This is a genomic window from Curtobacterium sp. MCLR17_036, assembly GCF_003234445.2.
GTDB lineage: Bacteria > Actinomycetota > Actinomycetes > Actinomycetales > Microbacteriaceae > Curtobacterium.
The window spans coordinates 1449074-1463210 of sequence record NZ_CP126269.1 but is presented as its reverse complement, the minus strand read 5'-3'; the positions used below and the strand labels follow the sequence as shown (position 1 = coordinate 1463210).

At 73.6% G+C, this 14137-nt stretch carries 16 protein-coding genes; 7 read left to right on the top strand and 9 right to left on the bottom strand.

All coding sequences use genetic code 11. The annotated features are described in order from the left end of the window. Positions 1-26: 26 nt before the first annotated feature. The 4 genes from DEI99_RS06970 to DEI99_RS06955 form a co-directional block, all read right to left on the bottom strand. On the bottom strand, positions 27-536 hold the full coding sequence (locus tag DEI99_RS06970) for a metallophosphoesterase family protein (protein WP_284180978.1): 510 nt from the start codon (positions 534-536) through the stop codon (positions 27-29). Next, on the bottom strand, positions 533-1003 hold the full coding sequence (locus DEI99_RS06965; RefSeq protein ID WP_284180977.1) for a MarR family winged helix-turn-helix transcriptional regulator: 471 nt from the start codon (positions 1001-1003) through the stop codon (positions 533-535). The genes DEI99_RS06970 and DEI99_RS06965 overlap by 4 nt, the downstream gene beginning before the upstream one ends. An 82-nt stretch (positions 1004-1085) precedes the next feature. Continuing rightward, positions 1086-1547 carry a VOC family protein gene (locus tag DEI99_RS06960; RefSeq protein ID WP_284180976.1) on the bottom strand — a complete coding sequence of 154 codons (462 nt, stop codon included), beginning with the start codon at positions 1545-1547 and terminating at the stop codon, positions 1086-1088. 23 nt (positions 1548-1570) lie between these two features. Continuing rightward, the gene (locus DEI99_RS06955) at positions 1571-1867 is read right to left on the bottom strand and encodes a GNAT family N-acetyltransferase (RefSeq protein ID WP_284180975.1); all 297 of its coding nucleotides are present in this window, start codon (positions 1865-1867) and stop codon (positions 1571-1573) included. Between the two features lie 52 nt (positions 1868-1919). Here DEI99_RS06955 and DEI99_RS06950 point away from each other — a divergent pair, with 52 nt between their 5' ends. Then, positions 1920-2555 (top strand): NADPH-dependent F420 reductase, encoded by a 636-nt coding sequence (locus DEI99_RS06950; RefSeq protein ID WP_284180974.1) that lies wholly within the window; start codon positions 1920-1922, stop codon positions 2553-2555. Between the two features lie 57 nt (positions 2556-2612). Here the strand turns inward: DEI99_RS06950 and DEI99_RS06945 are convergent, their stop codons facing one another. After that, a complete protein-coding gene (locus DEI99_RS06945) occupies positions 2613-3581 on the bottom strand; it encodes an aldo/keto reductase (RefSeq protein ID WP_284180973.1) in 969 nt (322 codons plus the stop codon). A gap of 101 nt (positions 3582-3682) precedes the next feature. Here DEI99_RS06945 and DEI99_RS06940 point away from each other — a divergent pair, with 101 nt between their 5' ends. Further along, complete coding sequence (locus tag DEI99_RS06940) at positions 3683-4819, top strand: hypothetical protein (protein ID WP_284180972.1); 1137 nt, start codon at positions 3683-3685, stop codon at positions 4817-4819. A 3-nt stretch (positions 4820-4822) separates the two neighbouring features. On the opposite strand, the gene DEI99_RS06935 is transcribed toward DEI99_RS06940, so the two are convergent. Continuing rightward, entirely contained in the window at positions 4823-5680 is an 858-nt protein-coding gene (locus DEI99_RS06935; protein WP_071297328.1) for a LysR substrate-binding domain-containing protein, read from the bottom strand. Between the two features lie 161 nt (positions 5681-5841). Here DEI99_RS06935 and DEI99_RS06930 point away from each other — a divergent pair, with 161 nt between their 5' ends. Continuing rightward, on the top strand, positions 5842-7164 hold the full coding sequence (locus tag DEI99_RS06930; protein WP_284180971.1) for an MFS transporter: 1323 nt from the start codon (positions 5842-5844) through the stop codon (positions 7162-7164). A gap of 378 nt (positions 7165-7542) precedes the next feature. Here the strand turns inward: DEI99_RS06930 and DEI99_RS06925 are convergent, their stop codons facing one another. Further along, complete coding sequence (locus DEI99_RS06925; RefSeq protein WP_111042985.1) at positions 7543-8190, bottom strand: NAD(P)-dependent oxidoreductase; 648 nt, start codon at positions 8188-8190, stop codon at positions 7543-7545. A 92-nt stretch (positions 8191-8282) separates the two neighbouring features. Between DEI99_RS06925 and DEI99_RS06920 the strand changes: the two genes are divergently transcribed. Together DEI99_RS06920 and DEI99_RS06915 are read left to right on the top strand one after the other, a co-directional pair. Next, positions 8283-8645: a winged helix-turn-helix transcriptional regulator gene (locus DEI99_RS06920; RefSeq protein WP_111042984.1), complete on the top strand. Its 363-nt coding sequence runs from the start codon at positions 8283-8285 to the stop codon at positions 8643-8645. Between the two features lie 59 nt (positions 8646-8704). After that, a complete protein-coding gene (locus tag DEI99_RS06915) occupies positions 8705-9736 on the top strand; it encodes an NADPH:quinone reductase (RefSeq protein ID WP_111042983.1) in 1032 nt (343 codons plus the stop codon). Positions 9737-9832: 96 nt separating this feature from the next. Here the strand turns inward: DEI99_RS06915 and DEI99_RS06910 are convergent, their stop codons facing one another. Both DEI99_RS06910 and DEI99_RS06905 read right to left on the bottom strand, forming a co-directional pair. Next, positions 9833-10018, bottom strand: coding sequence for a hypothetical protein (locus DEI99_RS06910; protein ID WP_071254459.1), 186 nt, complete (start codon positions 10016-10018; stop codon positions 9833-9835). Positions 10019-10059: 41 nt separating this feature from the next. Continuing rightward, positions 10060-10887 (bottom strand): GAF domain-containing protein, encoded by an 828-nt coding sequence (locus DEI99_RS06905; RefSeq protein ID WP_146247206.1) that lies wholly within the window; start codon positions 10885-10887, stop codon positions 10060-10062. Positions 10888-11012: 125 nt separating this feature from the next. Here DEI99_RS06905 and DEI99_RS06900 point away from each other — a divergent pair, with 125 nt between their 5' ends. Both DEI99_RS06900 and DEI99_RS06895 read left to right on the top strand, forming a co-directional pair. Beyond that, positions 11013-11909 (top strand): patatin-like phospholipase family protein, encoded by an 897-nt coding sequence (locus DEI99_RS06900; protein WP_111042981.1) that lies wholly within the window; start codon positions 11013-11015, stop codon positions 11907-11909. Beyond that, positions 11906-14038, top strand: a complete 2133-nt coding sequence (locus DEI99_RS06895; RefSeq protein WP_111042980.1) for a S9 family peptidase — start codon at positions 11906-11908, stop codon at positions 14036-14038. Before DEI99_RS06900 ends, DEI99_RS06895 begins: the two co-directional genes overlap by 4 nt. Positions 14039-14137 lie beyond the last annotated feature (99 nt).

Genomic DNA, 14137 nt, shown 5'->3' with positions numbered 1-14137 from the left:
CGGGTCGGGCCGGGTCCGGACCGTCGCTAGCGGGCGGCCGGGGGCAGCCGCACCAGCTCGACGGACAGGTCGGTGCCGTCCACCGTCCCGCGCATCCACGTGTGGTCCGGCTGCCGACGGCGGTCGGTGGGCGAGCCGGGGTTGAGCAGCCGCAGACCGCCGGGCGCCACGGTGTCCCACGGGATGTGCGAGTGGCCGAAGACCAGCACGTCGACGTCCGGGTACGCCTCGGTCATCCGGCGTTCCCGGCCGGTCGACGCCCCCGTCTCGTGCACCAGGGCGAACCGCAGGTCCTCGACCGGGAACCACGCCACGAGCGGCAGCCGGTCGTCGAACTCCGGGCCGTCGTTGTTGCCGCGGACGCCCTCGAAGCGGCGCGACCGCCCCTGCACGGCGTCGAGGGTCGCGACGCCGACCCAGTCCCCCGCGTGCACGACGAGGTCGGCGGCGTCGATGTCGGCCCACAACCCCGCGGGCAGGTCCTTCGCCCGCTTCGGCAGGTGCGTGTCGGACAGCAGGACGAACGACGTGGTCACGAGTCGGTGCGCCCGGGCATCGGCAGGCCGGCCTCGTCGGCGGCGCCGAGCCGCTCGAGCAGGCCGGCGAGCAGCGCGATGTCGTCGTCGGACCAGTCGGCGAGGCGTTCCTCGAGCGCGTCCCGGTGCAGCTGCACGGACCGTTCGAGCGCGGCGCGGCCGTCGTCGGTCACCGCGAGCGGCTTCGCGTTGCCCGTCCCGCCGTCGAGCGTGCGGACGAGTCCCGCCGCGAGCAGCCCGGACAGCTGCCGCGAGATCGTCGACCGGTTCAGCCGCAGGTAGCGGGCGATGTCGATGGCCATGCAACCGGGGTGCTGCACGACGAAGTCGACGAGGGACTGGTCGACGACGCTCAGCACCAGTTCGGAGCCGCGTGCCCGGATGCTCGCGCGCCGCGTGATGCGGGCGAGTTCCGTGTAGGCGCGACCGATCTCGCTGTTGCGGACCTCGGAGCTCGGGTGGTCCATTGAGGGCTCCAGCCTGTCTGCGCCGGCGCCGGCCGGCGGTGTTCTCTCCTGCAACGGTACCGGCGGGGTCACCGGTACCGGGTCACCGCCCCGCGGCCGCCGCCTGCAGCGCCGGGATGTCCAGCTTCACCATCTCCTGCATCGCGCGGAAGACGCGGGCGTTCGCCTCGGGGTCGCCCGAGCCGGCCATCAGGTCGCCCATCATCGACGGGGTCACCTGCCAGGACAGCCCCCACCGGTCCACCAGCCACCCGCACGCGACCGGTCGGCCGCCGTCGGCGAGCAGGGCGTCCCACACCCGGTCGAGCTCGTCCTGCGTGTCGACGTCCACCTGGAACGACACCGCGTCGGAGTGCGGGTGACCGGGTCCGCCGTCCATCGCCCGGTACGGCCGGCCGAGCAGCGTGAACTCGACGACGAGCGTCCGCCCCTCCGGTGTCGTGGCGATGCTGTCGATGCGACTGTCCGGGAACAGCGAGACGTAGTACTCGGCGGCTTGGCGGGCCTGGTCGTCGAACCAGAGGAACGGGGTGATGGCGGGCACGGTGGCCCCCTTCTCGTGTCGGCTCAGTCCGCGATGCCGCGGACGAGCAGGTGGGCCTTCTCGGGGTGGGCGTCGAACCACTCGCCGACGAACCAGCACATCGGCACGATGCGCTTCGTGGTCGTCGTCTCGACCTCGGCCACGGCGTGCTCGACGAGCGCCGCCGCGTAGCCGTGGCCCCGGTGCGCGGGCACCGTGTACGTGTGCGGGAACGCGATCGCGTCGCCGTTCTCGCGGTGGTCGAGGACGCTCACGAGTGCGCCGTCGACGTACATCGCCCAGCGCTGCCGGTCGGTCTCGTTGCGGAACTCGTGGGACATGCCGCCATCATGCACCGGGGAATGCCGATCCGCCTGCCGTGTTGCACTCTGCATGACCACCATCGGCATCATCGGCGCAGGCAACATCGGATCCCAGCTCGCACGGCTCGCCGTGCGGAACGGCCACCAGGTCGTCATCGCGAACTCCCGCGGACCGGAGACGCTCTTCGACCTCGTGGGCGAGCTCGGCGACGGCGCACGTGCCGCCACCCGCGACGAGGCGGCAGCCGCGGGCGACCTCGTCGTCGTGACGGTCCCCCTCGGCGCGATCGACACGATCCCGGCCGAGCCGCTCGCCGGCAAGGTCGTCATCGACACGAACAACTACTACCCGCAGCGCGACGGTCAGGTCGCCGCCCTCGACGAGGGCCGCACGACGACCGCGCAGATGCTGCAGGACCGGCTGCCCGGCGCACGGGTCGTCAAGGCCTTCAACCACATCGGCGCCGCCGACCTCACCGGCCACGCCACACCGGCCGGCACGCCCGACCGCCGCGCCCTCGTGGTCGCCGGCGACGACACCGAGGCGAAGCAGGTCGTCGCCGGGCTCATCGACACCTTCGGGTTCGACGTCGTCGATGCCGGTCCCCTGGCGGACAGCTGGCGCATCGAGCGGGACACCCCCGGCTACGGCCCCCGCCTGACGGCCGAGCAGCTCCGCGACGCCCTCGCAGCAGCCACGCGCTGACCCGACCGACGTGCGCCCCGGTCCGACCGTCGACGGTCGGACCGGGGCGCACGCGCGTCAGGCCCGGTCGAACAGGACCGTCATGTCGGCGATGTCGTCCTCGGAGGGGGTCCACGACGTCCCCGCCTCGACGTTCTGCGTGATCTGCTCCGGCTTCGTCGCCCCGGCGATGACGCTCGACAGCCCCGGCTGCGCGAGCAACCACGCGAAGGTCGCCTGCAGCATCGTCACGCCACGCTCGTCGCAGAAGCGCTGGTAGTCCTCGAGGACCTCCCACGGTGCGTCCGCGAGGACCCGCGGCTTCGAGGTCGTCAGCCGGCCGTCCGACGGGCCACCGGACCGCGTGTACTTGCCGGTGAGCAGGCCGTTGGACAGCGGGAAGTACGGCAGGAACCCGAGCGCGTAGGCACGGACCGCGGGCAGCACCTCGGCCTCGACCCGCCGCGCCAGCGGGCTGTACTCGTCCTGCGCGGACACGAACGGCGTCGTCCCGGCGATCGACGCGGTCAGCTCGGCCTCGGCGATCTGCCACCCGGCGAAGTTCGAGTGCCCGACGTAGCGGATCTTGCCCTCGCGCACCAGGTCGTCGAGGACGGACAGGGTCTCCTCGATCGGCGTCACGTCGTCGGGACGGTGCATCTGGTACAGGTCGATCCAGTCCGTGCCGAGGCGTCGCAACGAGGACTCGACGGCGAGCCGGACGTACCGGCGGGACCCCCGCACGCCCCAGTCCGGACCGTTCGCGCCCTGCATGTCCATGCCGAACTTCGTCGCCAGGACGACCTCGTCGCGCCGCCCGGCGATCGACCGGCCGAGCATCTCCTCGGACATGCCCGGCGCACCGCCGTAGACGTCCGCGGTGTCGAAGAGGGTCACCCCGGCGTCCAGGGCGGCCCGCACGACGGCGTCGGTCCCCTCCTGCGACTCCGACGCGGTCCCGCGCCTGCCGAAGTTGTTGCAGCCGAGGCCGACGGTGGAGACGACGAGTCCCGAGGGACCGAGCGGGCGGTGTTCGATTCCGGTCATCACCCGACCGTACCGGCGACCCCGGAACTGGGGCGGCGACTTTCCACGGTCGCGCCGGTAGAACTGAACGTGGATCACTCGACGGAAAAGGGAGCACCGCTGTGGCATCGCACCGCATGCCGGACTCGGACCGGCCGCGCCGTCCGGTCCCGTCCTGGGTCACCGCGCCGCCCACCGACGCCGCCCCGGCCGCCGCCGGCCTGGAGGCACGCCCCACCCCCGCCACGTCGCACGCCGCCCAGGGGGCGCCGGGTCTCACCGCCGGCGCGCACGTCGCGACGACGGTCACGGCCCTCGCCGAGCAGGACGTCGTCGTGCCCGACTACCCGCCGCAGCAGGAGCTGCTCCCGCCGGCGCCGACGTCGCCCACCGTGCACACCGTCCCGTTCCGCACCCCGACCGCACCCCCGGCTCCCGAGGCCGCCGAGCCCGTCGCGACCGCCCCGGTGACGCTGCCGGCACCGTCGGCCGCGCCGGCACCCCCGGCCGTCGCGCCCGTGCCGTCCGCCGGCCAGCCGCGGTTCTCGGTGCCGGGCCTCGAGCACGTCGTCGTCGAGGGCACCGAGCCCGCCCCCGTCGGTCCGATCGGCTACCGCACGCCGCGCCGCTTCGCCGCCCAGCAGAGCGCCGCGGCCGCGCCGACCCCCGCTCCGGCGAACCCGTTCGACACCGTCGTCCAGGGGTCCGCCGCGGCGGACCCCGCCGCGCCCTCGGTGCTGCCCGCGCCGGTCGTGCCGGCCCCGGCCGCGACCGTCGGCGGCACCGCCGCGCCCGTCGTCCCCGCGACCGGCGCCGCGACCGGTGCCGACGCGCCGACCGCCGCCCTGCCCGCGACCGCACCCGAGGGCGGGCCGGACGCCGCCGCCGGAGCCGAGCCGGGCCTCCCGTCCGCCGCCGCGACCCGACCGCGCCGCGCACTCGGTGCGACCCCCGGCGCCGTGCTCGGTGCGCTCACCGGCGTCGCGACGCTCGGTCTCGCCGCCTGGTGGTTCACCGCTCCCGACACGGTGCACGCCGTCGGCCTGGTGCTCGGGGCGCTCGCACTCGTGCTCTCCGTCGCGACGCTCCGGAACGCCGCCGCGACCTGGCAGCGTCCGGTCGCACTGCTCGGCGCGGTGCTCGGCGGGGTGGGCACGCTCGTGCTGCTCTGGGCCGTGGCCGCCGCACTGCTGCCGCTCGCCGGGGTGACGCTGCCCGACCTCACCGGCAGCGGCACGACCCCGACGCTCGCGCCGTAGCCGTCAGACGGCGCGGACGACCCCTCGGGACGTGATCGCGTTCGTCAGGGCCTCGATCGGACCGCGCTGCACCGTCGGGTTCGCGATGAGGACGTAGTCGACCGCCGGCAGGTCCGGCAGGCCGAGCCGCTGCGAGACCTTGACCAGGTCCGCCGGGATGAGCGAGTGCGGGAACACCGCGACCCCGATGCCCGCGCGCACCGCGGCGAGCACGCCGTTGACGTCTCGGGTGTTGCAGGTGATCCGCCAGGTGCGGCCGGCGGCCTCGAGGGCGTCGATCGCCATCTGCCGGCTGATGCTCGGTGCCTGGTAGACGATGAGCGGCACCGGCTCGTCGCGTTCCACCGTGATGCCGTCCTGCGCCATCCACACCATCTGGTCGGTGGCGACCCGGGTGCCCTCGGCGGACTCCCCCGCGGTCTGCTTGATGAACACCAGGTCGAGCTGCCCGGCGTGCACGCGACGCAGGAGCGGCGCCGACTGGTTCACGGTCAGCTCGAGGTTGACCTGCGGGTGCAACCGGCGGAAGTCGCGGAGGATCCGCGGCAGCTGCGTGATCGCCAGGTCGTCGGCGGCGCCGAACCGCAGCCGCCCCCGCGTCGCCGAGCCCGAGAAGTACGCGTCGGCGGTGGCGTGCGCAGCCAGGATGGTCCGCGCGAAGCCCGCCATCGCGTCGCCGTTGTCCGTGAGGGCGACCCCGCGGGTGTCCCGGGCCACCAGGGTCCGCGCCACCGCGGTCTCGAGGCGACGGACGTGCTGCGAGACCGTCGGCTGGCTGATGCCGAGCCGGGTGCCGGCCTGCGTGAAGCTGCCGGTCTCGGCGACGGCCAGGAACGTCTGCAGCAGGACCGGGTCGAGCACGGTGGTCGCCTTCCGTCGGTGGAGCCCATTCGACATCGCAATGGAGTGATAGCCACCATACGGGTGGCGAATGACCCGCGAACCCGTAGTTTCGGTGGGGCAGACCCCGCGTTCCCCGACGGGGTGCCCGTCCCACCACCACGTCCGGAGTACCCCGCACCGTGAGCGCGTCACCGACGACCCTCCCACCGCCCACCGAACCGCTGCCCGTCGTCGCCGAGCGTCCACCGTGGCGACACACCCTCATCGCCCTGTCGGTGCCGAACTTCCGGCTGTTCACCGCGACGAACCTCGTCGCCATGACGGCCGGCTGGATGCAGCGCATCGCGCAGGACTGGCTCGTGCTCCAGCTGACCGGCTCCGTCGCGCAGGTCGGCATCACCGTCGCCTGCCAGTTCGCGCCGATGCTGCTCTTCGGGCTGCTGGGCGGCGTGCTCGTCGACCGGTTCTCGAAGCGCGCGCTCATGATGATCACGCAGGGCGCCTTCGCGGTGCTGTCCGCACTGCTCGCCGTCCTGACGCTCACGGGCGTCGTCGAGGCCTGGCACATCTGGGTCATCGCGTTCCTGGTCGGCATGGTCACCGTCGTCGACAACCCCGCACGCCAGGTCTTCGTCACCGAGATCGTCGGCCACCAGCACCTGCGGAACGCGATCAGCGTCAACTCGTCGGTGTTCCAGCTCGGCGGCATGATCGGCCCGGCACTGTCCGGTGCGCTGCTCGTCGCCGTCGGCGCCGGCTGGTCCTTCGGCGTGAACGCGGTCGCCTGCGTCGCCGTCGTCGTGACGCTCGGGTTCCTGCGCGTGTCCGAGCTGCACCGGACGCCACCGGCTCCCCGCGGCAAGGGCCAGCTCGTCGAGGGCCTGCGCTACGCCCTGCACAAGCCGACGATCCTCGTGCCCGTGGTGCTCATGGCGTTCTTCTCGGTGTTCGCCCTGACGATGCCCGTGCTGCTGTCCGCCTTCGCGTCCCAGGTCTACGACGTCGGCGCCGCCGGCTACGGCGTGTTCAACTCCGCGGTCGCGGTCGGCGCGCTGGCCGGCGCACTGCTCTCCACCCGCCGGGCGGTCGTGCGGCTGCGGACGATCGTCGGCGGGGTGTTCTGGACCGGGGTGCTGCTCGTGGTGTCGGGGACCATCCCGGTCATCGCGCCGTTCACCGTGGCGCTCGTCGTCGTCGGCATGTCCCAGCTGCTGTTCATGACCGCCTCGAACTCGCTCGTGCAGCTGTCGTCGAACGTGGCGATCCGGGGCCGGGTGATGTCGCTCTACGTCCTCGTGCTGCTCGGCGGCCAGGCGATCGGCGGGCCGGTCATGGGCCAGGTCGTCGACCACTTCGGCGCCCACGTCGGCATGGTCGTCGCCGGCGGCGTGCCGGCCGTGGCCGCCGCGGTCGTCGCCCTCGTGCTCGCCCGTCGGGGCGGCCTGCACCTGGCGGTGCGGATGCGCCACCACGTGCCGGTGCCGGCGATCGTCGCGCACTGAGGGGGCGGGGCGCAGGGCGGGCGCGGGCGCGGGGCGGGCGATGGGCGCGGGCGCGGGCGCGGGCGCGGGCGCGGGGCGAATGCGATGGGCGCGGGCGCGGGCGCGGGGCGGGCGCACAGCGCTTCGCGCCCCCGTACGGGCATCGCGCCCCGACTCACACGGGCGCGATGCCCGCCAGGGGGCGCGGACGCAGGCCGCAGCGGACGCGAGGCACGAGACGGAGCCGACGAGGGCCTCCCCACCGGGGCGCGGACGCGCACCAGCGCTTCGCACCCCCGTGCGCGCATCGCGCCCCGACTCACACGGGCGCGACGCCCGCCACGGGGCGCAGACGCGGACCGCAGTGCAGCGCGTGCCCCGCTCGGGAGGCGAACCGGCTCAGTACGCGACGCCGAAGCGGGCGCGGTGGTGCGCCGGCGTCTCGATCTCGTCGACGAAGGCGATGGCGAAGTCGGCACCGGAGATGTCCGAGTTGCCCTCGGCGTCGGTGAGCAGGACCTCGTCGGTGGTGCGGTAGGTGCCACGACGCTCGCCCGGGTTGTACCCGCCGAAGGCCGCGGCCGGGCTCACGTAGAACCAGTCGACCTCGGTGTCCGACGCGCGGAGGGCGTCGAGGACCTGGGCGTGGCTCTTCGCCTCGCCCTTGAACGCGTCCGGGAAGCCCTCGGTGTCGAACAGGCGGGGGCCGTCCTCGGCGACGCGGAGCGATCCGGCCCCACCGACGATGCCCAGGCGCGCGCCGGCGGCAGCAGCCGCGTCGACGAAGTGCTGGAACCTGTCCTTGAGCTCGCTGCCGTCGGCCTGCACGGCGTGCAGCGAGACGACGACGACGTCCGCGCCCTTCGTGACCTCGGCGACGAAGTCCGCGTCGAAGGCGTCGCCCTGCGCGAGGGTCAGGCCGTCGGTCGGCTCGAGCTTGCTCGTGTCGCGGGCGACGGCGGTGACGGCGATGCCGCGCGCGAGGGCCTCGGAGGTGATGGCGGAGCCGGCGTAGCCGGTGCCACCGAAGACGACGATGCTGGTCATGGTGTTCCTTTCGTGGACCTGGTGTTGCTCACCGTACAAGAGTTACTCTCTACGAGTAAGTAGGCACCTCGCGGTGCGTAACGGAGGACGTCATGTCAGCGCTCGAGTACACCCCCTACGCGGCGGACTGCCCCAGCCGGCAGCTGCTCGACCGCATCGGCGACCGGTGGAGCGTGCTGACGATCGGCAGCCTCGCCGACGGACCGGCACGCTACTCGGCCATCGCGAACCGGGTGCAGGGCGTCTCGCAGAAGATGCTCACGCAGACGCTGCGGGCGCTCGAGCGGGACGGCCTGGTCACCCGCACCGTGTACCCGGAGATCCCGCCGCACGTCGAGTACGAACTGACCGAGCGCGGGCGGTCGCTCCGGACGGTCCTCGAGCCCCTCGAGGACTGGGCGACCTCGCACATGGCCGACGTCGCGGTGTCCCGCGTGGCGTACGACGCGCGCTGACCCCCGGGTGCGGCGCGACGCTCGGAATCCGCGACGGCGCCGAGTGGTTGCCTGGGGACATGCGATCGATCGTCTACACGAAGCCCGGTGACAGCAGCGTCCTCGAACTCGTCGAGCGGGACGTCCCCGAACCCGGCGCCGGCGAGGTCCGCGTCCGGGTCGTCGTCTCCGGTGTGAACCCAACCGACTGGAAGGCGCGTGCCGGCGGCACCTACGGCGACGGCCTGCCCTTCCCCGAGATCACCCCGAACCAGGACGGCTCCGGTGTCGTGGACGCCGTCGGCCCCGGCGTCGAGGGACTCGCCGTCGGCGACCGCGTCTGGCTCTTCATGGCCGCTGCGTCCCGTCCGACGGGCACCGCCCAGGAGTACACGGTCGTGCCCGCCGAGCGAGCGGTACGGCTGCCCGAGCGCACCAGCTTCGACGTCGGCGCCTCGCTCGGTGTCCCGGCGATGACCGCACACCGTGCGCTGACGGTCCACGAGGACGGTCCCGCGCGGCTCGGCCCGGGAGCGCTCGAGGGCACGACGGTCCTGGTGGCCGGCGGTGCCGGTGCCGTGGGTCACGCCGCGATCCAGCTCGCGCGGTGGGCCGGGGCGACCGTCATCTCGACGATCAGCTCGGACGAGAAGGCAGCCCTCGCGACGGCGGCCGGCGCCCACCACACGGTGAACTACCGCGACGACGACGCGGCCGACCAGATCCGCTCGATCGCTCCCGACGGTGTCGACGTCGTCGTCGAGGTGTCGATCCCGCAGAACGCCGCGCTCGTCGCCGACGTCCTGGCGAACCACGGCGTCGTCTCGATCTACGCGAACAACGGCGGCGACGACGCGACCCTGCCGATCCGCCCGAACATGAGCGTCAACGCCCGGTACCAGTTCCTGCTGCTCTACACGATCGGCGACGAGGCCCTGGCCGCCGCCGCCGAGGACGTCACCGAGGCGCTCCACGACGGCGTGCTCGAGGTCGGTCCCGATGCCGGGCTCCCGCTGACCCGCTTCGCCCTGGAACGGACCGCCGCGGCCCACGACGCCGTCGAGCAGGACACCGTCGGGAAGGTCCTCATCGACGTGGCGCCTGCCTCGTAGCGGAGCGCGCACCCGCAGACAGGAACGGCACCCGTGCAGGAGCGCGGGTGCCGTTCGTCGTGCGGTCGTCGGTCAGGACGGACGGAGCGGGAAGGGTCAGCGACCCAGGCGAGCGGCGATGGCGGCGGCGACCCGGTCACGGGCTGCGGCGCGTTCACGCTCGAGGTTGGCGGCGATGACGTCGAGGTCCTCGTAGTCGGCGTCGGTGGTGTCGTCGTTCCAGTTCGGTGAGGAGATCCGGGCGCGGCCGAACGACAGCGGGGCGGGGTTCACGGTCGTCATGAGGGGATCGTACGTCGAGCGTCCGACAGAGCGTGTGAGCATCACGGGCCTTTCCTTGCATTGCGGTCCCGATCCGGGAACGAGTAGGTCAACGAGAACGCCACCGCCATGAACGACGCCATCATCGCGATGGCCTTCGCGTCGAGCTCGGTGAAGGCGTCGGGGGCCGGCGAGTCGACGGTGAGCATCCCGAAGGAGTACTCCTCGGACCGGATCACCACGGACACGTAGGACGTGTACCGCGGCTCGAAGCCGGGCACGTCGTCGTCGACGTCGACGTCGGCGGCCCGGTCGCCGACGACGCGCGGTGCTCCGCCGACGAGCACCCACTCGAGGTTGCGGTCGCCGTACGGCGTCCCCGCGCGGAACACCCCGGCGGTGTCACCGGCACCACCGTGCCCGATCGGTTCGAGCGCGCGGAGGTCCGCCGACAGCTGGTACACGTTGGCACGGACGTCGGGCACCTTGGGCAGCAGGTAGAAGGCGAGGGCCACGGCGACCCGGTCGGCGAAGACGGGCAGCTCACCGCGCCGCTCACGCGTCGGGAGCTCGGTGAAGCGGACGAGCCGGGTGGCGATCTGGCCGAAGGCGTACCGCACGGCCGTGGACTGCTCGAGCTCGACCGCCGCCGCGTTGTCCTCTGCCGCGCCCCGGGCAGCGTCGCTGTGCCGCGTGCGCACGACCTGCACGACGACGGCCGCGGCGAGCACGACGAGGCCGAACACCACGAGCGACAGCCGGACCGCCGGCACGACGAACAGGTTCGGCAGCTGGAAGGCAGCCGTGGGCGCGGCCGCCACCACGACCGGCCACGCCACCGTGCCGATGCGCCCCGGACGCGTCCGGCGTCGTCCCCGTTGTGCTCCCATGCCTCGACGCTAGGGCCGACCACCGACGGGGATCGAGTTGTCCACAGGCGGACGGTGCGGCACGGTGTCCACAGCACGGCGTCGCGCTGCCCGGCCCGGACACCGGGGACTGGTAAGCAGGACCCATGACCGACGCCACGACGCCCCAGCCCGGAACCAGAGCCCTCGTCCTCGGCGGGGGTGGGATCGCCGGGATCGCCTGGGAGCTCGGGGTCCTCTCCGCCCTGCAGGACGCCGGGGTCGACCTCGGTGCCGCGGACCTCGTCGTCGGCTCGAGTGCCGGCAGCGTCGTCGGGGCCTTCGTCCGGAACGGTGCCGTGCAGCAGGCGTACGACCAGCAGCACGCTCCCCTGCCGTCCACCTACGTGGAACCCACGCAGGTGGAGCCCGGCTCGGTGCAGGAACGCGTGGGCGCGGCGCTCCAGGGCGCGACCGACGACCAGGACGCCCGCGCCCGACTCGGCCGGGCCGCGCAGCAGGTGACCGCCGGCCAGACCGACGACGAGCGGACCGCGACCTTCGTCGAGACCCTGCCCGGCTCCGACTGGCCGGACGCCCCGCTCGCGGTGACGGCGATCGACGCCACCGACGGCACGTTCCGGGTGCTCACCGCAGCCGACGGCGTCCCCCTGCCGCGCGCGGTCGCCGCCAGCTGCTCCGTGCCGTTCGTCTGGTCGCCCGTCGCGATCCAGGGCCGCCCGTACATCGACGGCGGCATGCGCTCCGCCACGAACGCCGACGTCGCGGCCGGACACGAGCGCGTGCTCGTCATCGCCTGCGGTCCCGAGGGGCCGTCCCCGCTCGGACCCTGGCTCGACGTCGCGGTGGAGTCGCTCCGGGCCGGCGGCAGCTCGGTCGAGGTCGTCATCGCCGACAGCACGGCGCAGCAGGCGTTCGGCACGAACTCGCTGGCGCTCTCGACGCAGGCACCCGCGGCGGACGCCGGTCGTGCGCAGGGCACGGCGGTCGCCGAGCGGATCGCGGCCTTCTGGTCGGAGGACCTCGCTAGCGTGGACGCATGACGACGCCGTTCTCGGACCTCGACCAGTACACCGCGCTCCCCCGTGTCGACGGGATCGCGATCAGTCCGGACGGCCAGCGGGTCGCCCTGACGGTCAGCGCGCTCGACCCCGACCGGACCGCGTACCGGCGCTCCGTGTGGCAGGTCCCCGCAGATGCCGACGCGACGAGCGACGGGTCGCGCACGGCCGGACCGGTCCGGCTCACCCGTTCCGCGAAGGGCGAGGGCGGGGTCGCCTTCACCCGCACCGGGGACCTGTTGTTCGTGTCCGCCCGGCCGGACGCTGACGCGTCCGACGTCGACGCGGCGCAGCTCTGGGTCCTGCCGGCCGGCGGCGGTGAAGCCCGCCCGCTCACCCGGTTGACCGGCGGCGTCGGCGGCGTGCTCGCCACCGCCGCGGACGCCGACACCGTCGCCGTCACGGCCGACCTGTTGCCCGGTGCCGGGACCGATCCCGAGACGGTGATCTCGGCCGACGCCGGACTCCGGAAGGCCCGCACGGACAAGAAGGTCCGGGCGATCCTGCACGAGACCTACCCGGTCCGGTACTGGGACCACGACCTCGGGCCGGACCAGACCCACGTCCTCACCCTCGATCTCGGCGCCGACACCGCCGCGACGACGAGCGCCGAGGCCAGCACGGGCCCTGCCACCAGCGAGGACAGCAGCCGCACCGACAGCAGCCGCACCGACAGCACCGCGACCGCCGGCCTGCCCCGCCTGACCGACCGCACGCCCGCTCCCGGTCGGTCGCTCGACCACGTCAGCGGCGCGCTGACCCCGGACGGGACCGTGCTCGTCGCCGCGGTGGGCGTGCGGGAAGCCCGCGGTGACCGCTCCACGATCGTGGCGCACGACCTGACCACCGGGACGCGCACCACCCTGTTCGGCGACGACGGTGTCGACCACGAGATGCCCGCCCTCAGCCACGACGGCCGCACCGTCGCGTGGGTGCGGACGGTCCGCTCGACCCCGGCCGGCGCGAACCAGCAGGAGGTCTGGGTCGCCTCGATCGACGGGTCCGACGCGCGACGCATCGCCACCGACTGGGACCGCTGGCCCGCCCAGCTCGTCTTCGAGCACGGCGACCGGGCGCTGCTCGCCGTCGCCGACCAGGACGGTCGGGCACCCGTGTTCCGCATCCCGCTCGACGGCGGCGCCGTCGAGCAGCTGACGCACGACGACTGGGCGTACTCGAGCCTGTGCGTGGCGGAGGCGACGGGCACGGTCGTGGCGCTGCGGGCCTCCTGGGCGGCGCCGCTGCACCCCGTCCGCATCGACGGCGACGGCACGGTGACCCCGCTCGCGACGCCGGCGCCCCTGCCGGAGGTCCCCGCCCGCCTGGAAGAGGTCGAGACGACCGCGGCCGACGGGGCGCGCGTGCGCGGGTGGCTCGTCGTGCCGGAGGGCGACGGGCCGCACCCGTTGCTGCTCTGGATCCACGGCGGCCCGCTCAACTCGTGGAACCAGTGGTCGTGGCGGTGGAACCCGATGCTGGCGGCGGCACGCGGGTACGCGGTGCTGCTGCCGGACCCGGCGCTGTCCACGGGGTACGGCCTCGACTTCGTGAACCGCGGGTGGAACGCGTGGGGGCAGGCGCCGTACACCGACCTCATGGCGATCACCGACGTCGTGGAGGCCCGGGCGGACATCGACGAGACTCGCACGGCCGCGATGGGCGGGTCGTTCGGGGGCTACATGGCGAACTGGGTCGCCGGGCACACCGACCGGTTCCGGGCGGTCGTCACCCACGCCAGCCTGTGGGCGCTCGACCAGTTCAACGGCACGACGGACTCGTCGCACTACTGGTCGTCGATCTTCGACGCGGACGGCATCGCGGCGAACGACCCGCACCGCTTCGTGGCGGACATCACGTCACCGATGCTCGTGATCCACGGGGACCGCGACTACCGGGTGCCGATCGGCGAGGGTCTGCGGCTCTGGTCGGAGCTCGCCGAGCACCACGCCGCAGCGGACGGCACGATGCCGCACCGGTTCCTCTACTTCCCGGACGAGAACCACTGGGTGCTCCAGCCGCAGCACGCCGTGGTCTGGTACGAGACGGTGTTCGCGTTCCTCGGGCAGCACGTGCTCGACGAGGACTGGCAGCGCCCGGAGCTGCTCGGGTAGCGGCGGGCTCGATCGACCCGGAACGACACGATCGACGTCGCACGACGTCGACAACGTCGTTCCGGGTCGGATGCGCCCGAGCCGCCCGAGCCGCCCCGG